Here is a 24,422-nt window from a genome sequence, read left to right on the forward strand (position 1 = left end):
CTATGAGTTTTGTTACCATTTTAGGCATTTGCATCGGCATTGCCTTTTTGTTGGTCGCTTATTTTGCCGGCATCGAGGTGGCTTTTACGGCTGCCAACCGGCTGAATATTGAATTGAAAAAGAAGCAGGGCGCCAGCAGCGGTATCTTATTGTCGAACCTTTTCGACAATCCTTCCCGCTTTATCGGCACCAACGTTGTCGGTTTCAGTTTTTTTCTTACCGTATTTGTTTTACTGGCCTCCGTTTATTGGGATGAACTGGTAAACCGGATGCTGCTCGATCTCAGCGCCCGTTCATGGATCTCTTTCTTTCTGCTTCTCCTTAAGATCTTAGCGGCATGGGCGGTGATAATACTCTTTGGGGAGTGCATTCCCAAAGCCATTTTCAAAGCCAAAAGCGACTCGTTGCTGTCTTTTTCGGCCCGAATAGGCCTGCTTGGCTTTTTCGACCAGTTGTTCTACTGGATAGCCGCTGCCTTTGTAAAGCTTTCCATTTTTATCCTGAACGTGATCTTCGATATGCGCATCGATAAGCGCAAGGAACCGTTTTCCCGCAGCGACCTCGACCATTTCTTTCAACAAACCAGCGAATACAACAGCGAGGGTTCCGATATGAATACCGAGCTGTTCGAGAACGCCCTTTCGCTGCCCAAAATAAAAGTGCGCGAATGCCTGGTGCCCCGTAAGGAAATTGAGGCCATTGAATTGAATACCACCGTTGAGGAGGCACGCAAAAAATTCATTTCAACCCGGTTGAGCAAACTGATCGTGTACGGCGGCAACATCGACGCCATTCTGGGTTATATTCACCAGCTCGATCTGTTCAAACAACCCGACCATATAAAGGAAATCCTGCTGCCCATACCCGCTATACCAGAAAGTATGAGCGCCACCGACCTCATTAATAAATTCACCCGCGAACGTAAAAGCATCGCCTGGGTTGTTGACGAATTTGGTGGAACGGCAGGCATTGTTACTATGGAAGACCTGCTGGAGGAGATCTTTGGCGAGATCCGGGACGAATATGATGTGGAAGAATTTGAAGAGAAAATGATCTCTGAAGATGAGTATATCTTATCGGGCCGGCTCGAACTGGATTACCTCATAGAAAAATACAAGCTCGAATTCCCTGAGAACGATTCAGAAACCCTCTCGGGTTTTATCATACACCAGCATGAAACCATTCCCCGCCTGAAAGAACGCATCATCATCGGTAATTATGAATTTGAGGTGATGAACGTAAGCGATACCAGAATTGAAATGGTAAGGCTGAAGATCTTAAGGTAGGTTTCCGGGTACCAGATACCGGCTGTCTGTTTTGTACCTCCCCGGTAAATTATTAACATCCTGCAACGCATAGCTGGTAACTGGCAATTTGCGCCGGTAACCGGCAACCATTTCAACCCCTTAACAAGCTTTTAGTTGCTACCTACCGTTTAAGCCTTAAATTTGCCGCGCTTTTACTATTATTTTTCAGACTTTATGCGATCCTATGGCGAGTACCTTTTTTGAAAGAAGGAGCAATGATAGCGAAATGACCTTTGTTGACCACCTGGAGGCGCTCCGATGGCATATTATGCGATCGGTGATAGCAATTATGGTGGCGGCGGTAGTCATTTTTTTAAATATCGACTGGGTTTTCGATAACGTGGTAATGGGCCCCGTGCGTAATAATTTTGTCTCATACCGGGCATTATGTAACCTGAGCCATGCCCTTCATATTGGCGATGCGTTGTGCATGCCACCCATTCCGCCGGGATATAAATTGCTGGGCACTACGGTAAGTGGTCCCTTTATGTCGGCCATTCAGATCGGCATTGTAGGCGGTTTAATAGCAGCCTTCCCCTTTATTTTCTGGGAATTCTGGAAATTTGTAAAACCGGCATTATCGCCTAAAGAGTTGCAATACAGCCGTTACGCTATATTTTTTGTATCCCTTTTCTTTTTTATAGGCGCTTCGTTCGGCTATTTCGTATTGGGACCTTTCACTTTTAATTTCCTTGCCAACTTCAACCTCGGTAAGGCCGGAATGTTCGAATACAAACCTTCGCTGAACGATTATATCGACAACCTGGTAAATATTATTTTGGGTTGCGGTATTGCGTTCGAACTGCCCATCCTTTCCTATGTGCTCACCAAAATCGGCATCGTTACGCCCCGTTTTCTGACAACGTATCGTAAATACGCCTATGTGGCCATCCTGATGGTGGCGGCTATCATTACGCCTTCACCCGACTGGACCAGCCAGATGATCGTATTTTTGCCGTTGGTGTTACTGTACGAGTTAAGCGTTATCGTATCAAAACGCGTGTATAAAAAAGACCAGGAAGAGCAGAATAACTGGCAATAATAAAATCTTATAAACAGATAACTAAAGCATATATGTTCGATCTTTCAAAACCCATTGCCATCGGCAGCGATCATGCGGGATTCGACTATAAAGTGGCAATCGTAAAATGGTTGACCGAGAAAGGATACCAGGTAAGTGATAAGGGGGTTGATGAGAATAAATCGGTTGACTATCCCGACTATGCGCATCCCGTAGCCGATGCGGTAGAAAAGGGCGAATCGGCATTTGGCATTCTGTTGTGCGGAAGCGCCAACGGTGTTTGCATTACCGCCAATAAACACCAGGGCATAAGGGCCGGACTGGCCTTTGAGCCCGAAGTGGCCAGGTTGATCCGCCAGCACAACGACGCTAACATTATAGGCATACCCGCCCGTTTTGTATCGCTTGATGTAGCCAAAGAAATGATAACGCTGTTTATTGAAACCCCGTTTGAGGGCGGCCGCCACCAGACCAGGGTGAATAAAATAGCCTGCGCATAAGTTTATTGAAAGTGTTTAATGAAGCCGGAAGAAGAGCTCAGGTAAGTTCTTTTCCGGCTTTTTGTATTCCTGCATGTACACCAAAAACTTTGGCAGCATTTTTTATCTACCCTCCCTTTTGAATTTTTTCAATCCCGAAAATTAAACCCGCATTAAAAAAATAAGTCGAACCACGGTTCAAATAAGTTACCAGATCCTAAATTCTCAGAACCCCATCCATATTAATAAGTTATACAATATTTTTTTATCGCCCGTTTTTATTCCAAACCAAATAATCCGTTTTTATGAAGATCGACCGTTTACTTAAAACGACCGTTTTTAGCGTTACATTCACTATGGCCATTGCTCTTACCCAAAACGCCAGCGCCCAGGATGCCAATGCCAATCCCGCTGCCACCGAAAAACAGGCAAACCGCGACCGCCGTGAGGATAAACGGGACAAGGTTGAAGATCGACGCGAAAAACGCGAAGCCAATGCCGACAGAAAAGAAGACCGCAAAGACAAACGCGAAGACCGCCGGGATGTAAGGGAAGATAAACGCGATGCCAAAGTGCAGGGCGGCCGCCTCGATAAAGCAGAAGATAAATTAGACAAGGCTGAAGATCGCCGTGACAAACGGGAAGACCGGGCCGATAAAAAGGAAGACCGCAAAGATAAACGTGAAGACCGTCGCGATAGAAGAGAAGACAAAAGAGACAATCGCCTCCGCAAAGATTCAACAGCAGCTTAATACCACTTATATAAAAAGATCGCCCCGGCTGGCCGGGGCGATCTTTTTAGTTATATATCGTAGTGAAGGTAATTACAATCCCAATATATAAGCGAAGATCAGCGGCGCCACAATAGTAGCATCGCTTTCAACAATATATTTAGGCGTATTGATATCCAATTTACCCCAGGTGATCTTTTCATTGGGCACCGCACCAGAATAAGAACCATAGGAAGTTGTAGAATCGGAGATCTGGCAGAAATAGCTCCAGAAAGGCACATCATGCCATTCCAGATCCTGGTACATCATAGGCACAACGCAAATAGGGAAATCACCGGCAATACCACCGCCTATCTGGAAAAAGCCTACGCCTTTGCCTGTGCTATTCTGACGGTACCAGTCGGCCAGCCAAACCATGTATTCAATACCACTCTTCATAGTGGTAGCCTTCATTTCATTTTTGATGATATAAGAAGCGAAGATGTTACCCAGCGTACTGTCTTCCCAGCCACCCACAATAATGGGCAGGTTCTTTTCAGCAGCGGCGATCATCCAGCTGTCTTTGGTGTTGATCTGGTAATTGCTTTCCATTACCTTACTCAGCAACAGTTTATACATGAACTCATGGGGAAAATAACGCTCGCCTTTGGCGTCGGCATCTTTCCACAGTTTAACAATGTTATGCTGAATGCTGCGGAATGCTTCTTCTTCGGGAATACAGGTGTCTGTAACGCGGTTCAAACCCTGCTCGAGCAACTCCCACTCCTGTTGTGGCGTAAGATCGCGGTAATTGGGAATTCGTTTATAGTGATCATGAGCTACCAGGTTCATGACATCCTCTTCCAGGTTAGCACCCGTGCAGCTAATGATATGCACTTTGTCCTGGCGAATCATTTCGGCCAGAGAAACACCCAGTTCGGCAGTACTCATGGCGCCTGCCAGCGTAACCATCATTTTCCCACCTTCCAGTAAATGGGTTTCATACCCCTTAGCGGCATCTACCAGGGCGGCTGCATTGAAATGCCGGTAATGATGTTGTATAAATTGTGAAATGGGTCCTTTGCTCATGATCAGTTTTTTTGTGGCGGCAAAGGTAGGGAAATGAAGATCAATTGGCAATAGCTCACAAGTTACCGGTTGCCAGGTACCTGTTACCGGGAAAACCCGTTACACGTTAAAGGTAATATCGCATTTAACGCCCTGCAACAGGAAACCTGTAACCTGTATTTTGTATTTCCCGGTAACCGGTATCCGGTAACAAAAAAATAAGGCTCCCCGATGAATCGGGAAGCCCTTTCTTTCCAACTAAAACCAACTATAAGAAAAATCTTTATTTATAAATTTTGCTTCCTTTCTTTTTTGAATACATCCCAGCCAATGGTTCCATTCGATTTCAACACGATCTTGTGATCGCTGTCCTCAACCGTCATATAATAAGCATTCTCACTATTGACAGCCATTTCAAACAGATCGGTGATCCAGTAATTGCTGTAATTTTTCTTAAAGTCGGTAAGTAAACTGATTGGCAACTGGCCAGATAAAATATTACGGGTTACACCCATCAGGTTGCCTTGCTGGCCATAATACGCATATACAACCTGTTCATTCAATGTGAAGGTTGCTTTTACAAATTCTTTGGTAATTACCCATTGTACATTTTGTGCGCCGGCAAATTCTTTATTAAACGAGCTTACAACTCTGCCGTTCACTTCTTCATTGTCATTGGCAAAGGCACTACTTATGCCAGTTATAAAAATAAATACGCCAATGAGGACTTTGTTTTTCATGATGCTATTTTTTACTTGTTTTTGATGAATATGGGCATAACGATGCATCCTGGCTATCTGGATGCCATTGCCCGTTTTTTAATTATTAATTTTTAAATTATTGATCGAAGCGGTATGAACTATATGTAGCTGGCTGTTGAAAATTATTACAGGTAACGGAAGAATCTTTTTTTGAAAGCTACATTACCACTTTCCCAAATTATACGCGAAGCAAAATTAATTTCATGGCTATACTTTTAAACGTGACTGATCTGGTTGTTTATTCATTAGTCGACACAAAAGTAAAAGAGGTTACACTGGTAACGCGAAAATTATGATTAATGGCGTTGTATGTTAAAACAGGTTAAACAAAACGCGGTGACGATTGTTACAAAACATCCCACAACCTGCGCTGGTTAAGGGTTGCAGCCAATTTTTTAAATATTTCACAAAACAAGGTTAAGCCATCGTTAAAATGGAATTGTGGAAATGACCGTTACTAAAAAAATAGAATTTTATAAATTCTTTTTTCAGCTTTCCACCTAAAAGCCGTCGTAAAACATTATATTGTAAATACACCAAATCAAAGACCATTGAACTACCTGGCGCATGCATATTTGTCTTTTAATCAACCAGCTATACTGGCCGGCAACCTTTTCAGCGACTTTGTGAAAGGGAAACAGTCTGATCAGTATCCGGCTGATGTGCGCAGGGGAATTTTATTACACCGGGCCATCGACTCCTATACCGATGAGCATCCCGCAACAAGGGAAGCCAAAAACATCTTCAAACCCCATTACCGGTTATACAGTTCAGCCTTTATCGATGTTACCTACGACCATTTTCTGGCAAATGATACGGAACATTTCATCGACGACTCCCTGTCAACCTTCTCCCAGGAAGTGTATACCTCGCTGGCTAAATACCTCGATGTTTGCCCCGAGCCTTTCAGGCAAATGTATCCTTATATGAAACAGTATAACTGGTTGTATAATTACCGCAACCGGTCGGGTATTGAAAGAAGCTTCGAGGGCGTGGTACACCGCTCGGCCTATTTAACTGAAAGCCAAACGGCATTCAGGCTATTTGAAGACAACTATCATAAACTGCAGCAGTATTACACCGATTTCTTTCCCGCCATGCACAAGTTTGCCCGCAAAACTTTAGAGAATATGTAAGCCGGCATAGGGGTTCATTCTTCCAAAATCATCTTATTGTTACCAATTAAAATCCTTTTAAAAGTGATTTGCACCGAAGGATTTTTTGCTTCCTGATCGTTTAATCTGTGTAACTTTTATTTTTGCCGATTAATTACATCACAGGGGGATGTTGCACTCTTTTTCAAAAGGAATGCAAACGCTTGTACAACGCATCCCCTTAAAAAGATCGTCTTACAACTCAAATATTACGATAATGAAGCAGTTGGTGGTTTTATTTTTTGGATTCACATTAGTGAGCGCAGTCGTAAAAGCGCAGTTCAAAGCACCGGCACTCGATAAGTCGCCCATGGATGTGAGCTATTATCCGGCCAATTTCCCTATTCTGAAGGTCCAGAATAAAGCCAGTGACCCTCTATTGGCCCGGGTGTTATACAGCAGGCCGCAAAAAAATGGCCGCAGTGTGTTTGGCGACCTTATTGAATATGGTAAGATATGGCGGCTGGGCGCTAACGAATGTACTGAAATTGAACTGTATAAAGATGTAAAAATTGATAATACCAGGTTGAAGAAAGGCCGGTACAGTATGTACGCCATTCCCTTCCAGGATAAATGGACGCTGATCTTCAATAGAGAAACCGATATTTGGGGCGCTTTTCAATATGACGATAAAAAAGATGTGCTGCGCACCGAGGTAAAACTGGAAAAACAGCAGGAACCGATTGAGACTTTCACCCTGCTTTTCGACAAAACCAATTCCGGCGCCAATATGATAATGGCCTGGGACAATGTAAAAGCAACATTGCCGATCACCATTATAAAATAAGATCATGTACCAGACCAGGCTTTTTTTTAAGATTTGTTCTTTAGTATGGATTTTGGCCGTTGCTTCCGGTTGCGATCAGCATTCTTCAGGCAGCAATAAAGTTACTGTTACCCCCCCATCCGTTGCCAATACGCAGCCTGGTGAAAGAGACCTGCAGCCGGGGCTCGATAAATCGCCCATGGATATGTGCTATTACCCGGTTGATTATCCTAAGATGAAAATGTCGGGCAATTATAAGGAACCGCTTATCGCCCGTATTATTTACAGCAGACCGCAAAAAAACAACCGCGCAGTATTTGGCAACCTCGTCAAATATGGTTCGGTTTGGCGCCTTGGCGCTAATGAGGCTTCCGAGATTGAATTTTTTAAAGATGTGAACATCACCGGCAAAAAGGTACAAAAAGGACGTTATGTTATTTATTGCATTCCGCAGGTAAATGACTGGACGATAGTGTTCAATACCGATCTGTATACCTGGGGCCTTAAGATCGATTCTACAAAAGATCAATACAAATTCACTATTCCCGTAGCCAAAACGCGCTTTCCTTACGAACTTTTCACCATGGAATTTGAAGAGGCCGAAAAAGGCATGAAGCTGAATATGGAATGGGATAGCCTGAAAGCAAGTTTGCCAATTACATGGTAGGCTGGTAGCGGGTGGTTATTGGCAGGCAGGAATACAGCATGTGCCTGGCAAACGAGATCCGGAATGTATTTAAGGCCTGGAGAATATAGCACTGCCGGCGTTAGCAGCCCCACTGGCCACCCCTTACTTACTACTGGCTTTTTTCCCTATCTTGTCGCTATGTGTGGTATTGCAGGTATTATATCAGGAGAGGCTGAACAGGTATCCGTTCCTCGCCTACAACAAATGACCGGCGCGCTGGCCCATCGCGGACCCGATGGCGAAGCGCACTGGATAAATGAAAGCAGTACCATCGGCTTTGGCCATCGCCGCCTCGCTATTATCGATCTCAGCGCCGCCGGTGCGCAACCCATGCACTACCTGGGCCGTTATACCATTGTTCACAACGGCGAGATCTACAATTACATTGAAATAAGAGAAACGCTGCTGCAAAAGGGCTATTCCTTTTACAGCGGGTCAGATACCGAAGTGATAATGGCGGCATACGATTGTTATAGATCCGATTGCCTTCAATACTTCGATGGCATGTTCGCCTTTGCCATTTGGGATGAACAGGAGCAAACGTTGTTTGCCGCCCGCGACCGCTTTGGTGAAAAACCCTTTTATTATTATTTCGATGGCGACCAGTTTGTATTTGCCAGTGAAATGAAAGCCTTATGGACAATAGGAATTGAAAAACAGTTCAACGAAAAAATGTTTTTCAATTACTTCACGCTGGGCTATACCCAAAACCCCGCTAATGGCGAAGAAACGTTTTATAACGGCATCAATAAACTGCCCGCCCGATCATTTATCCTGTATCATTTACCACAACAACGTTTAACCCGTTCATTGTACTGGAACGTCGATGTTGATTTTGTTGATGAATCTATAACCGCCGAACAGGCTGTTGAACAGTTCAATCATTTATTTCATCAATCGGTTCAACGCAGGTTACGCAGCGATGTGCCCATTGGCACTTCATTAAGCGGCGGGCTCGACAGTTCCTGTGTGCTGGCCAGTATTCAATCCATGGCCCCGCGGCAATACAAAACATTTTCAGCCATATTTCCCGGTTTTAAAAAAGATGAATCGGCATGGATAAAAAAAGTGACCGATCATTTTTCCGCCCAAAACTATACCGTACAACCGAATGCCGATGAGGCCATCAGAGATTTTGAAAAAATATGTTACCACCAGGAGGAGCCCTTTCAATCGGCCAGTGTATTAGCGCAATATTATGTGTATGAACGGGCAAAGCAGGAAGGGGTTACCGTATTGCTCGACGGCCAGGGAGCCGATGAAATACTGGCCGGGTATCATAAGTACTATCACTGGTACTGGCAGCAGTTGTTCAGGGAGAACAAGAACAGGCTGCAGCATGAACTTGGCAGCGCACGCCGGTTAGGCATTGCAGAACCCTGGGGATTGAAAAACAAACTGGCTGCCGCCTTTCCATCCTATGCGGGCTGGTACCTGCGGCGCCAACGAGCCAATCAGCAATTGCGGGTGCACGATCTCAATACCTCCTTTGTAAAAGAATATGGCGAATCGTATTACGACATTGCTCACTTTGATGAACTGAACAATATTCTTTACTACAATACATTCGTGAACGGGCTGGAAGAACTGTTGCGGTACGCCGACCGTAACTCGATGGCGCATGGAACCGAGGTGCGCCTGCCTTTTTTGAACCACGAGCTGGTAAAGCTGTTATTCTCCACCCCCGCCTGTTACAAGATCAAAGACGGCTATACAAAATGGCTGCAGCGAAAAGGAATGGAAGATAAACTTCCGGCCGGCCTGGCCTGGCGAACCGATAAAATAGGATTTGAACCGCCGCAACAACAGTGGATGAACAACCAGCGGTTACAGGAGTATATACATGAAGCAAAACGAATCCTGGTAAAACACGGTATGCTGAAAGCGCAGGCCCTGCATAAAAAAATTCAGCCGCAGGAGGCCCATGCGGCTGATAATTATGACTGGCGCTACCTGGTAGCCGGTCAGTTACTGAGCTAAAATCTATAAAAAAACACCCCGGTGCGCTGACTATTTACAAAAAGCCAAACACCCGGGGTGCGTTAAAACCAACATTGGCCTCTATACTTTTTTATACTTTTCAACCTGCTGGCTGTTGCCGTCAACATCTACTTTTATGGTATACCAGTGTGTTTTATCTTCCATCTTGATGTAATAAGCGATCATCCCGTTATAGGTGATCTCAGTAACTCCAAACATTTTCTTCTTTGAATTCTCGCGGGTAATCCTGTTTAAAATATACAACGGAAGTAATTGCGGAGCATAATAACGAATCGAGCTCATCATATTCCCTTCCTTATCATAGTTGACTTTAGAACGTATTCCGCCGCTTACAAAACTAACCGCAAAGTAATTGGGGAACTCTTCCCAGCGTACATCCTCGGCACTGCTGAATGTTTCATTGAAGGCCTTTAATACCTTTTCGTTTGGATCAAATGGATCGAATGCATAAGCTCCTGCTGTAACCAGAGCTGCGAACATAATGGCTATCACTTTTTTCATGGCTGACTTTTTAAATACGTGAATTGATGAGCCAAAAGTATAGTGAACAAATGCCGAAGTCAAGACAATTAGTACCGGCGGGGGGTTCATGACAAGATGTACGAATGTTTTCGCACATTTTGAAGTGGCAAGCCTGTTTATCCAACGCGTGAAACATAGTACCAGCAAGGGTTTGCAGAATGTTTCAGATAATTTCAACCCCCGGGTTAAGCCTTTGTTAAACTGGAAATCCGGATCATGTTTCCGTATGAATTGTATTCCCAACGCAGGAATGAACTAGTTTTATCAATAATCCGCATCTTTGTACCCGGTCGAAGGCCATACATTAATCATATACAAAAACTACAGATGAAACCAGGAACAAAATGTATACACGCCGGTGCAGAACCCGATCCATCAACCGGGGCAATTATGACGCCTATATACCAAACATCGACGTTTGTGCAGGAAGCGCCGGGAAAGAATAAAGGGTTTGAATATGCCCGCTCGCAAAACCCAACGCGTTTTGCGTTGGAAGAAGCACTGGCAGTTATTGAGAATGGAAAATACGGACTGGCATTCAGCAGTGGTGTGGCCGCTACCGATGCCGTCATTAAATTGTTACAACCCGGCGATGAGGTAATTGCAGCCAATGATATGTATGGCGGAACCTATCGCTTATTTACTAAAATTTTCGAAAAATTCGGCATCCGTTTTCATTATGTGAACATGTTGCAGGCAGAAAACATAAAGCCTTACATCAACAGCAACACAAAACTTATCTGGACTGAAACACCCACCAACCCGTTGATCAATATCGTTGATATTGCGGCTGTTGCGGCCATTGCCAAAGCCCATAACCTGCTGCTTTGTGTTGATAATACGTTCGCTTCGCCTTATTTGCAAAATCCGCTCGACCTCGGTGCAGATATCGTTATGCACTCGGCAACCAAATACCTTGGCGGTCACAGCGATGTTATTCAGGGTGCGCTTGTGATGAACGATCAGGCCCTGCGCGACCAATTGTACTTTATACAAAAAAGCTGTGGCGCCGTTCCCGGCCCCATGGATTGCTTTCTGGTATTACGCGGTATAAAAACCCTGCACGTACGTATGGAACGCCATTGCGAGAACGGGGAAAAGATAGCATATTTTCTGCGTCAGCATCCTAAAGTAGGACATGTTTACTGGTGCGGGTTCAACGACCATCCCGGTTATACCATTGCCAAAAAACAAATGCGGGGTTTCGGCGGCATGATCAGCTTTACCCTCAAAGATGACAGTGTTGAAACAGCCATGCAATTATTATCGTCAACCAAAGTATTTGCCCTGGCCGAGAGCCTCGGCGGCGTAGAATCGCTGATCAACCACCCGGCAACCATGACGCATGCTTCCATTCCCCGCGAAGAAAGAATTAAGAACGGCCTTAGCGATTCACTTATCAGGCTAAGCGTGGGTATCGAAGATGCCGAAGACCTCACCGACGATCTCAAAGCAGCAATAGCCTGATCAGATGTGCCAAACCTTGAAGGAGGGACACATCTAACCATTATAATATATGAAACAACCATCTTTAAAAGACTTTCTGAACCGCAAAACGGCGGAGTATAATCAACCTTCGTTCATTAAAGATGACCCAGTTTCCATACCGCATTTATTTACCCGGTTACAGGATATTGAAATAGCCGGCTTTTTTGCCGCGGTGTTTGCCTGGGGCAACCGCACCACCATCATAAAAAAATCGCACGAACTGATGCAGGCCATGGACATGGCGCCGCATCAGTTCGTGCTGCAACACAATGATAACGACCTGAAAAAACTGCTGTCGTTCAAACACCGCACCTTTAACCCAACCGACCTGTTGTATTTCATCGGGTTCCTTAAATTCCATTATTCAAAACACAAAAGCCTCGAAACGGCCTTTACACTGGGCATGGATGCATCCGACGCCACCATCGAAAACGGGCTGGCCCGTTTTCATCACTATTTTTTTTCGCTCGAAGATGTGCCGGCCCGTACCAAAAAACATATTGCAACCCCTGAAAGAAATTCAACCTGTAAACGGCTGAATATGTATCTGCGCTGGATGGTGCGCCGCGACACCGGCGGCGTTGATTTTGGCATTTGGAAAACCATTTCCCCTGCACAACTTATTTGCCCCATCGATGTACACGTGGCGCGTGTTGCCAAACGGTTCAACCTGCTTCCCCGTAAACAGATCGACTGGCAGGCAGCCCTTGAACTAACGGCATGCCTGCGCAAACTGGATGCAGCAGACCCTGTAAAATATGATTTCGCATTATTTGGCCTTGGCGTTGTGGAAAAGTTTTAACGAGTGAGCCACCCGGCAAGCCGACCTACCTTTGCCCTAATTTCCTTTCGCTCCATTGAACTTCCTCAGGTTATAAATAAAGCTCAGCAAAAAATACTGTTGCAGCACCTGTGTTTGCCGGTCTTCAATATAGGTTTGGGTAATGCTGCGCGAAACACCCACATTCTGCCGTAGAATATCGTATACCGCCAACCGCAAAATGCCCTGCTGTTTTTTGAACAACAGGCAATTGACAGCAGCGCTCCACATTGTTACACTCTTATTGAAACCAGGCGCTATCTGGCTGTTATAACTGTATTGCAGGTTATTTTCCAGTATCAGCCATTTGGGCTGGTTCCAGAATGCGCTTACCGAAAATGTTTTGGTATTGAAAGCCGCATCCTGAAGCGATTGCGAATACTGTGTTTTGTTAAACCGAACGTTGAAAGAAGGCATAATGCTCAGCACCTGCTTATATGTAAAGTTCAACCCTATCGATTGCGAAAGGCTGTATGCATTGGATGTTACGCTTACCTGGTTGGTAAAAGTGTGGTTACGGTTGAAGTAACCATTTGAACCGAGGTTCATGCGTAAGATCATATCCCTTTTTTTCCAGGTATGGCTGTATTGCAGGTTGCCCGACATACCAAAATTACCATTGACGTTTACAGGCTGGCTATACTGTTTGCCCACATCATCGAACCAGCTTTGATAAATGATCTGGTTTCGTGTCGTATTGTAAGTAAAGCCGGTAAACCAGTAGCTGTTCCCCTTTGATTCGCGTACCTGTAAATTTATGTTATGAAAGAACGAAGGCCGCAGATCGGGGTTACCTAAATTCACATACAAAGGGTTACTGTTATCAGGTACCGGTTGTAGTTGCTGAATAGATGGCTGCTGGTTTCGGCCATTATAAAATATCGATACGCTACCGGTTTTACTAAAGTGATAACCGAGGTTGGCCGAAGGCGTTACATTGATGTAATACTGTTGCAACAGATTACCGTTGGTAATGGTAAGATTGTCCTGCTGTAAGAACTGTACCCCCGTACCAAGGGCAGCGCGGTATTTATTCTTATTGAACGAAAGGCTTACATCGGGGGTATGCGTTTCATTGATGTTGCGAAATGCATTGGTGAACGCTGTGTCTTCCAGGTCGTACTTGCCGGTTACGGCATTATACCGGTTGGTGATCTTATCTGAATAATTCAGGTTACGGGTATAGTTATACCTGAATATCGCGTTCAGGTTGCTGGTAACCGGTTCTGAATAAGAAGCGGTGAATGACACCACCTTTCCATTGCTTGTTGCATCACTGCGCTGATTGACCACGTCGAGGCTATCGGGTGCGCCATTTTTATAAAACTCGTTTTGTCCCACGTTGTCATTCACCGAGGACTGATCTGAATAATTATAGTTCAACCCGATTGTAAAACCCCGGCCCTGTTTTCTGAACCGCCGGCTAAAAAAGAACTCTGTACTAATATTCTTACCGGTGCCATCGGTGGAATAAGTGTTTTCACTGGTGTTGATCAACCTGCCATCGACCGTGGTAGATCTGGCCTGATTTATATTAACTACATCGCTTTGGGTGGTGCCGAGGTTTGAATTGATGTGCATTTCGGTGAGCGTGTCGATGGTATAACTGGCGTTGAGCGTTAACCGGTGGTTGCTGTAATCGTTAATGCTGTTGTTATCTGAATAATACCAAAATGAGGTATCGGGCAAAATGTTCTGTCGCTGGATCTTTGAAACGTTATCTGTATGGCTGTTGTTATAAAAATAGCTGCCATTCATTTTTATTTGTCTTCCTATATTATCGCTGAAGTTCAAACCGCCCGAAGCGGCACGGGTTAAACCGCCCCCGCCCCCATCGAGCGTGCTTCGGCTGGTAGCGATATTAAAATCACCACCAGCAACACTGCCGCGGTTGGTATTGCTGGCATTGCCAAGAATACTGAATTGTTTTGCCCCATTGAAAAAGTTAACCATTGCGGCGCCTTCATATCGTTCGTTGGTACCATAACCGGCGCTTATTCTGCCAAACCATCCCTTTTGCGCCTCCTTGCGCAAGGTAAGGTTGATGGCCAGGTCTTCATTCCCATCGGTTGTTTTATTGAACCGGGCTTCGCGGGTTTTATTATCAACCACCTGCAATTTATCAATAATGTCCTTGGGCAGGTTTTTGAGGGCGATCTTTGGGTCGCCGCCAAAAAACTCCCGCCCGTCGACGGTTATCTTCGAAACCTTTTTACCGTTGATGGTAACGTTGCCATCCTTATCGACATCGACCCCGGGCAATTGCTTCAACAGGTCTTCCATCATGGCATTGGGCATGGTTTTGAAAGAAGACACATTGAATTCGAGCGTATCGGGTTTTACAGTAACGGGCGGACGAAGCGCCGTGACCGTCACCGCTTTCAGCTCATTGAATGATTTTACAAGCAGGATGGTGTCGAGCCGCAATTCTTTTACATCAACCGGAAGTATAACCGATCTGGAGAGTTCTTCATAACCCCTGTTCGTTATAACAAGCCTGCAAGGGGTATTGAGCGGCACACCGCCAATAGTAAATTCACCTTTACGGGTAGTAATAGCGTAATTGACAAGGGAAGAATCTGAAGTTTGGAAGACGGCAACAGAGGCAGATTCGAGCGTACGCCGGCTTAATGAATCGAGAACCGTACCTTTGATGGTCCCATAACGGGTTCGCTGTGCCTGTGCACAGGTACCAAGTAACAATAAAAAGCATACAATTATCCCGGCACTCCAACGCATATCCTGAGAATAAGGTTAAAATGTTACATGAAGTGAGGGTCAATGAATGCTTTAAATACGCCATTCGCTCCTGGCGCATCCTGCTGTAAAAATACTTAATTGGTGCCACATGAAATGAACCGGTGACAAATTTACTGGAGCGGAGAAGCCCACCGGTTGCTTTGAATATTTTTTTTATGTAAAACGAATTTATATTCACAAGTATGCAAAAGCCTGACGAAAATATTCCCTTCGTACAACAGGAATTGAGCGGCGATTTTAACCTTCCTGTCACAAATGACAGGCAAAAACTCATCGAGGCCCTGGCAGAAGGCATAAATTACCTTATACAGGCCGATTTTGGCCGCCTGCTGAACATTCTTTACCGGATCGATATTTCAGAACAAACCCTGAAACAAACCCTCGAACAGCAGGCCGATAAAGATGCCGGGCTGCTGATAGCCGACCTCATCATTGAACGGCAGCTTCAAAAACAAAAGATGCGGGCACAATTCAAACCGCAGCAGAATATTCCGGATGACGATAAGTGGTGAATAATTCCTAAGTTCGCTACATGAACCTGACAGAGGTAGCAACTTTAAAGCAGGCCCGTGACTTTATTGACCTGCCCAAAAGACTATATGAAAATGATCCGCACTGGATTTGTCCGTTGGATAGTGATGTGGAAGCCATATTCGACCCTTCCCGTAACGTTTTTTTTTCGCATGGTATATTGAACCGGTGGCTGCTGGCCGATAAAAATGGCCGGTACATTGGGCGTATTGCCGCTTTTATCAATTACGAAAAATCGCATAAAAACCCGCAGCCAACCGGCGGCGTAGGTTTTTTTGAATGTATACAGGATCAAAAAGCCGCTTTTTTACTGCTCGATACGGCAAAAGCATGGCTGAAAAGCAAGGGCATGGAAGCAATGGACGGCCCTATTAATTTTGGCGAGAACGATAAATACTGGGGGCTGCTCATTCATGGGTTTAAACCACCCAGCCTTGGCATGAACTATAACCCCGCCTGGTATAAAGATATTTTTGAATCGTATGGTTTCACCAAGTTGTACGATCAGCTTACCAATTTTTTAGACGCCACCACCCCCCTTCCGGAAAGGTTCACTAAAATATCGGATTGGGTAATGAAAAAACCCGACTATTCCTTCCGGCATTTCGACAAATCGCAGTTCGACAAATTTGCCGCGGATTTCCGTGAGATCTACAACGATGCATGGAGCGATTTCGAAAACTTTACCCCCATTGAAATGGGCACCATCAAAGAAAGTTTCAGGCAAATGAAGGCCATTATGGATGAGAAGATCATCTGGTTTGCCTATTACAAAAATGAGCCCATAGCCGTTGTGTTATGTTTACCCGATGTGAACCAGATCCTGAAACACGTTCATGGTAAACTAAACCTTTGGGGTAAACTAAAATTCTTCTGGTATTCGAAAACAACTACCGTCGACCGCCTGCGCATCATTATTATGGGTTGTAAGAAAAAGTTCCAGAACCATGGTATTGAATCGGCGCTTATCCGTTGTCTGCAGCAGGAAGTGCTGCCCCGCAATACTATTAAGGGCGTTGAACTGGCCTGGGTGGGCGATTTTAACGATAAAATGATCGCACTGCACGAAGCCACAGGGGCAAGGCAGGATAAGATACACCGGACCTACCGGTTGGTATTCAGTTAATTGGTTGACGAGTTAACTGGTTAACTCGTCAACTATTTAATTCCTACCGCACTGTGTTTTAAGTAAATAATTATCCTTTGAACATCAACTCCTTTACCTTCTCTTTATCTTCCTTTTCTTTCTTCAGATCGAACATGGTGCCGAAGACCCTGTCCCAGAAAGTGGTGCTAACGCCATATCCCTTATTATCATCTTTATAATGATGCAGATGATGGTTGCGCCAAAGCGGTTTCATCCATTTAAAAGGCGGGTTCCAGGCGTGAATGGCGTAATGCATGGTGCCATATAACAGATAACCCAGAACAAAACCGGGAAAGAACATAAATACATACGCATGCATAACCAGGTACATCAAAGCAAAAATGGCAGCAGCCATAATGATGCTGGGTACGGGGGGCAGAAATAACCGTTGCCTGTCGCGTGGATAATGATGGTGGTTTCCATGCATGGTATATACAAACTTCTGGATCTTTGGGTTTTCGCTTACCCAATGATATAAAAAGCGGTGCGCAATATATTCGAAGAAGGTCCAGAAAAGAATTCCGGCAAAAAATGTAAGTGTAATACGCAAGGCCGAAAAGCCATAACGATCCTGGCTGTAATACAGCAGGTAAATGATCACCGGCACGTACATACCCCAAATTACAAGAGGGTGTGTTTTAGTGAGCATTTCGAGATATTGGTTCTGAAACAACCTTGCCTGGCCTTTGTTATGTATCTTCTCAAATTTCATAACCATATAATTGGTACAAAAATACAAAAATCATTTACTTACTTATCTCACAAGAGCCTACATAGTTCCATCAGCCGGGGTAACATACCCGGTTGTGTACCAAATATGCATTATCCTGTCGATGGGCGCCATGCACTCCGTCATCAGGTAGCTTTCTCATCAGATATTTATTAGATAAATGCTTGCCAGGGGTACCGGGAAAGATTGAAAGTTGGTACAGCCTATATTATACTACGCTAGACAAAAATGGTTCAAAGAAGTTTAAAAAAACCTTAAAATAATTGATTTTTATAATAGAAAGGCGCCCCTTATGGGGCAAAATTTTCTACAATCCGACACCTATTTTATTAATTTATCAATGGTCGTGAGTATATATTTTTCACTATGAAGCCATGCAATAAGGGCTGGTAACTGGCGGGCGAACCTATCGGTGCGGGATGGATGCACCCCCACATGAAATAATAAAATAAAACCATTCAACCCTGTTTTATTACGCTTTTCAAATGCCCTGATCGAATCCATTATGGCAATGCTGCTTCTATAGTTTTTCATATCGGGAGTCGTATAGTCTGCATTACTATATGTACCCGGGGTAAAATTCACCAGCTGCAATCCCTGTTGGCGGGTCCAGGCGGCAATTGAATCATTGTACCATTCGAATGGCGGTAAAAAGAAACGCGCATTTTTTCTGCTTATACCATATTGCTGCATGGCCGCATAATTACTATCCAGGTCCTGTACAAACTGTTCTTTGGTCACCAGCAAACTATCGCGCCTGCTCCAGTCGCAATACAACAAGTGCTGATCGGAATGCGGGCCCAGGTAATGGCCCTGCTTTTTCAAAGTATAAATTGGCTGTTTATTCTCCTTATTCCTGTAAAACCGGCCGGTAAGAAAAAAAGAGGCTTTTACTTTATTGATCTGCAGGGTGCGCCCGATATTATGAATGTCCCCGTTATACTCATCGCCGGTAAAAACGATGGCCAGTTGTTTTTGCCGCGCATCACCCCGCGTTATACCGCCATGAACATAGATAAAAGCCGTGAAGGTATCTCCTTCAGCTTTATGTATTGCAGATGGCCCATTATACATTTTCGACTGGTCGGCTTCTTTTGCAGCAAGCAGGTAAACAAGACTTGCGGTGCCATCCATCGTTGGCTCATTGGTTGAATAATCGCCGTAATCATCGTGGTACACTACCAGGTCGCTTTGAAAATCCGCATATTCATCGGGTTCGTTCAGGGTAATACCAATAAGGCTTTTATAAATAGCGCCATATACGGGGCCGTCAACCAGTCCGCCATCGATAGGATACTGTTTTAAATGGGTGAAAGCCGAATGCGGATCGACCGGCGTATCGCCCGATGCGGGCAACCCATACACCATGGCCGTTCCCCAGGGGTTGCAGCCAAACAACCAGTCGAAACATGCCTGCTCCAGCTCACTATAGCTTACATCGCCGGTGAGTTTGCGGTACCAGTAACATTGCATGGCAAAAGAAGTGGTTAAATTATTACTGCACCAGATAAACGGTACACCCCGGTAGAAGGCATTTTGCCTGGCTTTCTGCCATACCCGTTCAATACCTTGTTTATAATAACTAATCAGTTCTTTTCGCTGCTGCCCCTGTAGTTGTTTGGCCAGTTCGTAATGGCCGAGATTAATGAACGGGTACCACTGGTAATGCCGGGCCGTATCCTTACCCAGCCAGGGAGTAATGGTTTCTTCTTTTGAATAAGCGTATGCCGCCGTCAGATGTTTTTTAGAACCGTTCATTGCGGCTATGGATGCACCAGCCAGCTCCATATCATCTGCCCAGTTGTCTTCCTCATAAAAATAGGGTGAGCGCCCCGGTGCGGTTTGGCACACCCCCGGTTTATCAACTCCCAATGCCCAGGCCGATAAAGCCCGATCCTGTAACAACGGATCTTTAAATAATTGGTACCCCAATGCAAAAGCGCTGGCAAACTTTCCGGCAGTAGAAGCCAGCCCGGTTGACCGGTTCTTATATTTTCCAAACCCCTGGGGTGTGCTGGTGCAGAAATAAACCGGCCGTTCATACCCGCGGCCATAAAAACTATCCTCTTTGGGTATCCGCATACCCTGGTGATCGCGGTCATCGGCAATCTGGTTGAACATCCAGTTGCTGCGCGGATGCATTTTCAATAACCAGTTCAATCCCCACCGTGCTTCATCCAGCACATCGGCGCGGTTGTTGCTGCCAGGCAAACCATTTGCCTGGTGACCATCGCCAAATACTTTCGGAAAATCGCGATAAGCTGCTAACAAATGCCAGGTGGCATTGGCCGAAGTGGTAACGTATTGCAGGTAATCCGATGCATCGTGCCAGCCGCCGCTGGCATCGATACGCGTACTATCGGGCATGGGACCATATAACGTATAACCGTCGTGGGTGTGACAACTATCTTTCAGGAACGGGTTGAACCCGCTGCGCTGCTGGCGCAGATAACGTAAACAGAAATCGGCCGATCCTTTATACACCCCGGCGCCAATGGTAAATGCAGAAGAAGTGGCTGCGCCTGCTTTTATAATATACCGGCCAGGTTTTGTAAAGTTCGAAAAGTTCAACCGGGCGGTAAGTGTAAACGGGCCATAACCGCCAAAGGTTTTTTCAACCTTTGCGGTATACACCGTTTTACCGGTAACGGCATCGGCAATGGAAAAATCTGTTACCGGCGTTTGCGCTTTACTGCACCATACCGCCACTTTGCTGCTACCGGGCTTATAACCTAATAAATTTATACGCACCCAGCTATTGGTTTGTGCGTTTACGGTAAACCCGGTTATGCTCAACTGTAAAACCACTATCAGCGACAAAATACCCTTTTTCATTTGCTGCATTCCTGATAATCTTTTTAATTATTATAATCGAACTGAAAAGCGCTCAGATCAGGCATATGTTTTCTTTTTCTTTTCAGCTCGTACTGATAAATGATGTTTCCCATCTCTTTGAAAAAGGGATAGCCTGTTTCAACGTACTCGTATTTATCATCGTTTAAAACCCCATCGCTGTTTACGTAAATGGTGCCGCTTACCATAAACTCGATCCTGTTTTTAAAATCAACGATGTACGCCACATCGGTAAGGAAACCATACGACCAGCCGGTTTTGTTGAATACGCGGATGTAAGATGGAATTTTACTTCGCCATGCTTTGAACATAAAGAACTTGGTATAGCTGTCGAAGAATTCGGTAGTGTCGTAATGCGGGTGATCGCTTTCCGATGGCAGCCTGCTCATGCACTTATGCAGAAAAGTATAGTCATCGGCTTGCAGCCGGAAACGCTTTTCAGCAGGAATTGAATTGGGAAATAAAACCGACTGCAATACCTGCTGCATATCTTCCAGCGGAAAATTATTATGCGTGGTGAAATCCATGGGTGATCTTATAAGGCTGTCGTGCCGGTTGTAATGCGCCCGCCCTACCTGTAATTTCTTTTTAAAATTGAACGGAACCGGGCTAAAACCCGCCAGTTGTGCATACAACAAACTATCGCCCTGCATAAACCTAATTGGATTGGTATGGCGGTTCTCATCTTCATTCATGGTCACAAAACGGCGGGTAATGCGGGTATCGTTATAACCCATTTGCCATAACCGCTCATTCAATCGCTGCTGACCAACAAATTCATACAGGCGGTTATAGGCATCGTTATCGCTTACCAGGAAGATCTTTTTTACATAGTGGGCAACGGAGGGTAAATAGTTGGCCGCACTGCTGTCGTACCGCACTTTTGTCTGGCGGCTGTAAGCGCTATCGGTAAACATGGTGGTGTATTTATCGACGCCATACTTACTCAGGGTATTTATTTTTTCCAGGGCCAGTACGGCGGTCGGCAGCTTTACCATCGATGCCGGGTTAAAGTATTCATTGCGGTTGAGCCTGAAATAATAGTTGGTGAAATGCGGCTGGTTATTTCTGTCGCGGTCGATCCTGGTATAGATGAACTGGTAATGAAATGTGTCGGGCTGGTTCAATATCTCTTTCAAAAACGGCGACGCCTGCTGCCTGATCATTTTTTCAAGCCATGTATCGGTTTTGCTTTGCGCCAAAGCCACACATGCGGTTGCCAACAAAACCGTTATTAACACAGATTGTTTCATGGGCAAAAGTTACAAACAAAATAAACCGCGGGATAATTTTTTACAACGCAGAATCTTGCAAGGCGGTTGAAAAGTTGACAAGTTAACAGGTTGTTAAGGGCTTTAAATGCCTGCTTACCGACAAGTACTGAGCAATCCGCCACCAGGCGCCAGCACTGACGGGTTTCCGCTAACAACTGAATAACTCAATAACTGAAAAACTCCCTCTATCAACCATATCAACTTTTCAACTACATTGCATCCTCTAAAATACTGCCATACATGAAACTTGTTTCTTATCTCAGCGAAGGTCACGACCGTGTAGCCATCCTGGTTGATGGATTACTATATGATGCCGAAGTGCTGCACCCCGATCTGCCACAGAATATGAGTATGTTCCTAAGCTATTGGGAAGACGCTTATTCCATGGCGCTTGGCGGAGAAATGATGATCAGGGAAGGAAAGATCCCCAAAAGCAAAGGTTTTGCGTACGATAGCGTCACTATCCTGGCGCCGGTTCCCTTTCCCACCTCCTGCCGCGACGGGTATGCTTTCCGCCAGCATGTGGAAGCGGCCCGCCGCAACCGCAAAGCGCCCATGATCCCCGAGTTCGATCAATACCCCATCTTTTATTTTACCAATCATCACAGTATACAGGGGCCAGGCAATATCCAATGCATGCCCGACCATTTCGAAAAACTCGATTTTGAACTGGAAGTAGCCATTGTCGTTTCAAAACAGGGCCGCAACATCAGGGCGGAAGAGGCAGATGAATATATTGGCGGACTGATGATCATGAACGATATGAGCGCCCGCCGTTTGCAAATGGAAGAAATGCTGCTGAACCTCGGTCCTGCCAAAGGAAAGGACTTCAGTACGGTAATTGGTCCCTGGCTGGTAACCCTCGATGAACTGGCCCCGTTTGAAGTACCGGCCCAGCCCGGACATACCGGCAAAAACTTCAACCTGCGTATGCAATGCCGCGTAAATGGCAAACAGGTGAGCGATGGCAATATGAAAGATATGAACTGGACCTTTGCCGAGATCATCGAGCGTGCATCTTATGGAGTTGACCTGTACCCCGGCGATGTAATTGGCAGTGGCACCGTTGGCACCGGATGTTTTCTTGAACTGAATGGCACGGGCAAACTGAACGACCCCAATTACCAGGAACAATGGCTGCAGCCCGGCGATGTGGTTGAACTGGAAATTGACGGACTGGGTATTCTCACCAACACCATTGTGCAGGAAGAAGACGATTTTTCACTGCTGGCCATAAAGAAATCCCAGGCGCCTGCGGATGGTAAAAACAATTAACTGACATTTATTATCACATTAGAGTATTATGGTTTTAGATCTTAAAGAACTAACTCCGGTGCTGCGGCAGAATTACCTGCAGCGCGCTATTGCGCCGCGGCCTATCTGTTTTGCCAGTACAATTGACAAAGCGGGCAATGTAAACCTGAGCCCGTTCAGTTTTTTCAACTTATTCTCGAGCAACCCGCCGATAGTGATCTTTTCACCTTCCCGCCGGGTACGTGACAATACAACCAAACACAGTTTGCAAAATGTACTGGAAGTGCCCGAAGTGGTGATCAATATTGTCGATTACGACATGGTGTACCAAACCAGTTTGGCCAGCTGCGAATTCCCTAAAGAAGTGAATGAATTCACCAAGGCAGGTTTTACAGCCGAAGCGGCAACACTGGTAAAACCGCCGATGGTAAAGGAAAGCAAAATAAAAATGGAATGCCGGGTACAGGAAGTAAAACCCCTCGGTGCCGAAGGCGGCGCAGGCAACCTGGTCATTTGCGAAGTACTGCGTATGCATATTGCCGATGAACTGCTGAATGAAAACAAAATGATCGATCAGCGTAAACTGCATCACGTGGCAAGGCTGGGCGGCGACTGGTATTGCAAAGTTGATGAAACCAATCTTTTCCAGGTTGAAAAACCCAATACCCAACTGGGTATTGGAGTAGATGCGCTGCCCGCGCCCATCAAAAACAGTAAAATTCTTACCGGTAATAACCTCGGCCAGCTAGGCAATGTGCATGAAATGCCGGTTATCGATCCGGCTTTTGACGATGCCCAACTAAAAAACATTTTTCAGTATTACGCGGTAAACCCCGCCGATATGGAAATCGAATTACATACGTATGCCCAAAAACTGCTGAATGCAGGCAAAGTACAGGAAGCCTGGCAGGTGTTGCTGGCGCTTAACTAGTTACCAGTTACCGGCTGCCTGTTGCCAGGGCATTTACCCGGTAACCGGCAACTCGTAACCGGTGCTATTCTTCCGATAACCGGCCCCTTGTACCGGGTAACCTTTCCCCGGTTGTTTGTGTGCCCCGTAACAAGTACCTTTGCAGCCGCATTTGCAA

21 protein-coding genes are annotated in these 24,422 nt (G+C 45.3%); 14 read left to right on the plus strand and 7 right to left on the minus strand.

Annotation, left to right across the window (positions count from 1 at the left end; all coding sequences use genetic code 11):
- Nucleotides 1–2: 2 nt before the first annotated feature.
- From A4R26_RS03110 to A4R26_RS03125, 4 genes are all read left to right on the plus strand, one after another.
- Entirely contained in the window at nt 3–1,286 is a 1,284-nt protein-coding gene (locus A4R26_RS03110; protein ID WP_081160084.1) for a hemolysin family protein, read from the plus strand.
- A 205-nt stretch (nt 1,287–1,491) separates the two neighbouring features.
- A complete protein-coding gene (gene tatC / locus A4R26_RS03115; RefSeq protein WP_081160087.1) occupies nt 1,492–2,349 on the plus strand; it encodes a twin-arginine translocase subunit TatC in 858 nt (285 codons plus the stop codon).
- Between the two features lie 32 nt (nt 2,350–2,381).
- Entirely contained in the window at nt 2,382–2,828 is a 447-nt protein-coding gene (gene rpiB / locus A4R26_RS03120; RefSeq protein ID WP_081160089.1) for a ribose 5-phosphate isomerase B, read from the plus strand.
- 284 nt (nt 2,829–3,112) lie between these two features.
- Complete coding sequence (locus A4R26_RS03125; protein WP_133054517.1) at nt 3,113–3,559, plus strand: hypothetical protein; 447 nt, start codon at nt 3,113–3,115, stop codon at nt 3,557–3,559.
- Nucleotides 3,560–3,631: 72 nt separating this feature from the next.
- Here the strand turns inward: A4R26_RS03125 and A4R26_RS03130 are convergent, their stop codons facing one another.
- Nucleotides 3,632–4,606 (minus strand): deoxyhypusine synthase family protein, encoded by a 975-nt coding sequence (locus A4R26_RS03130; RefSeq protein WP_081160095.1) that lies wholly within the window; start codon nt 4,604–4,606, stop codon nt 3,632–3,634.
- Nucleotides 4,607–4,872: 266 nt separating this feature from the next.
- On the minus strand, nt 4,873–5,325 hold the full coding sequence (locus tag A4R26_RS03135; RefSeq protein ID WP_133054518.1) for a hypothetical protein: 453 nt from the start codon (nt 5,323–5,325) through the stop codon (nt 4,873–4,875).
- A 572-nt stretch (nt 5,326–5,897) separates the two neighbouring features.
- Here A4R26_RS03135 and A4R26_RS03140 point away from each other — a divergent pair.
- The 4 genes from A4R26_RS03140 (at nt 5,898) to asnB (ending at nt 9,934) form a co-directional block, all read left to right on the plus strand.
- Entirely contained in the window at nt 5,898–6,482 is a 585-nt protein-coding gene (locus A4R26_RS03140) for an acyl carrier protein phosphodiesterase (RefSeq protein WP_081160104.1), read from the plus strand.
- Between the two features lie 235 nt (nt 6,483–6,717).
- A complete protein-coding gene (locus A4R26_RS03145) occupies nt 6,718–7,287 on the plus strand; it encodes a DUF2911 domain-containing protein (RefSeq protein ID WP_081160109.1) in 570 nt (189 codons plus the stop codon).
- A 4-nt stretch (nt 7,288–7,291) separates the two neighbouring features.
- Entirely contained in the window at nt 7,292–7,933 is a 642-nt protein-coding gene (locus A4R26_RS03150) for a DUF2911 domain-containing protein (protein WP_081160113.1), read from the plus strand.
- Nucleotides 7,934–7,996: 63 nt separating this feature from the next.
- Complete coding sequence (asnB, locus tag A4R26_RS03155) at nt 7,997–9,934, plus strand: asparagine synthase (glutamine-hydrolyzing) (protein WP_242674806.1); 1,938 nt, start codon at nt 7,997–7,999, stop codon at nt 9,932–9,934.
- Nucleotides 9,935–10,015: 81 nt separating this feature from the next.
- Here asnB and A4R26_RS03160 read toward each other — a convergent pair whose 3' ends face one another.
- Nucleotides 10,016–10,456 carry a hypothetical protein gene (locus A4R26_RS03160; RefSeq protein ID WP_081160122.1) on the minus strand — a complete coding sequence of 147 codons (441 nt, stop codon included), beginning with the start codon at nt 10,454–10,456 and terminating at the stop codon, nt 10,016–10,018.
- 348 nt (nt 10,457–10,804) lie between these two features.
- Here A4R26_RS03160 and A4R26_RS03170 point away from each other — a divergent pair, with 348 nt between their 5' ends.
- Both A4R26_RS03170 and A4R26_RS03175 read left to right on the plus strand, forming a co-directional pair.
- Complete coding sequence (locus A4R26_RS03170) at nt 10,805–11,944, plus strand: cystathionine gamma-synthase (RefSeq protein WP_081160131.1); 1,140 nt, start codon at nt 10,805–10,807, stop codon at nt 11,942–11,944.
- 49 nt (nt 11,945–11,993) lie between these two features.
- Nucleotides 11,994–12,767 carry a TIGR02757 family protein gene (locus tag A4R26_RS03175; RefSeq protein WP_081160136.1) on the plus strand — a complete coding sequence of 258 codons (774 nt, stop codon included), beginning with the start codon at nt 11,994–11,996 and terminating at the stop codon, nt 12,765–12,767.
- A gap of 36 nt (nt 12,768–12,803) precedes the next feature.
- On the opposite strand, the gene A4R26_RS03180 is transcribed toward A4R26_RS03175, so the two are convergent.
- Nucleotides 12,804–15,524 (minus strand): TonB-dependent receptor, encoded by a 2,721-nt coding sequence (locus tag A4R26_RS03180; protein WP_081160140.1) that lies wholly within the window; start codon nt 15,522–15,524, stop codon nt 12,804–12,806.
- A 203-nt stretch (nt 15,525–15,727) separates the two neighbouring features.
- On the opposite strand from A4R26_RS03180, the gene A4R26_RS03185 reads away from it, so the two are divergent.
- Together A4R26_RS03185 and A4R26_RS03190 are read left to right on the plus strand one after the other, a co-directional pair.
- On the plus strand, nt 15,728–16,057 hold the full coding sequence (locus A4R26_RS03185) for a hypothetical protein (RefSeq protein WP_081160145.1): 330 nt from the start codon (nt 15,728–15,730) through the stop codon (nt 16,055–16,057).
- Nucleotides 16,058–16,077: 20 nt separating this feature from the next.
- On the plus strand, nt 16,078–17,202 hold the full coding sequence (locus A4R26_RS03190) for a GNAT family N-acetyltransferase (protein ID WP_081160149.1): 1,125 nt from the start codon (nt 16,078–16,080) through the stop codon (nt 17,200–17,202).
- A gap of 70 nt (nt 17,203–17,272) precedes the next feature.
- Here the strand turns inward: A4R26_RS03190 and A4R26_RS03195 are convergent, their stop codons facing one another.
- The 3 genes from A4R26_RS03195 to A4R26_RS03205 all read right to left on the minus strand — a co-directional run bounded on the left by A4R26_RS03195 (nt 17,273) and on the right by A4R26_RS03205 (nt 22,059).
- Nucleotides 17,273–17,935 carry a sterol desaturase family protein gene (locus A4R26_RS03195; RefSeq protein ID WP_081160607.1) on the minus strand — a complete coding sequence of 221 codons (663 nt, stop codon included), beginning with the start codon at nt 17,933–17,935 and terminating at the stop codon, nt 17,273–17,275.
- Nucleotides 17,936–18,274: 339 nt separating this feature from the next.
- Complete coding sequence (locus A4R26_RS03200) at nt 18,275–20,797, minus strand: bifunctional glycoside hydrolase family 9 protein/polysaccharide deacetylase (RefSeq protein WP_242674807.1); 2,523 nt, start codon at nt 20,795–20,797, stop codon at nt 18,275–18,277.
- Nucleotides 20,798–20,811: 14 nt separating this feature from the next.
- Entirely contained in the window at nt 20,812–22,059 is a 1,248-nt protein-coding gene (locus A4R26_RS03205) for a serine hydrolase (RefSeq protein ID WP_081160153.1), read from the minus strand.
- A 261-nt stretch (nt 22,060–22,320) separates the two neighbouring features.
- Between A4R26_RS03205 and A4R26_RS03210 the strand changes: the two genes are divergently transcribed.
- Together A4R26_RS03210 and A4R26_RS03215 are read left to right on the plus strand one after the other, a co-directional pair.
- On the plus strand, nt 22,321–23,355 hold the full coding sequence (locus A4R26_RS03210; protein ID WP_081160158.1) for a fumarylacetoacetate hydrolase family protein: 1,035 nt from the start codon (nt 22,321–22,323) through the stop codon (nt 23,353–23,355).
- A 28-nt stretch (nt 23,356–23,383) separates the two neighbouring features.
- Nucleotides 23,384–24,265: a flavin reductase family protein gene (locus tag A4R26_RS03215; protein WP_081160162.1), complete on the plus strand. Its 882-nt coding sequence runs from the start codon at nt 23,384–23,386 to the stop codon at nt 24,263–24,265.
- The last annotated feature ends 157 nt before the right edge of the window (nt 24,266–24,422 follow it).

Origin of the sequence: Niastella populi (assembly GCF_002078015.1) — a bacterium.
Taxonomy (GTDB): domain Bacteria; phylum Bacteroidota; class Bacteroidia; order Chitinophagales; family Chitinophagaceae; genus Niastella; species Niastella populi.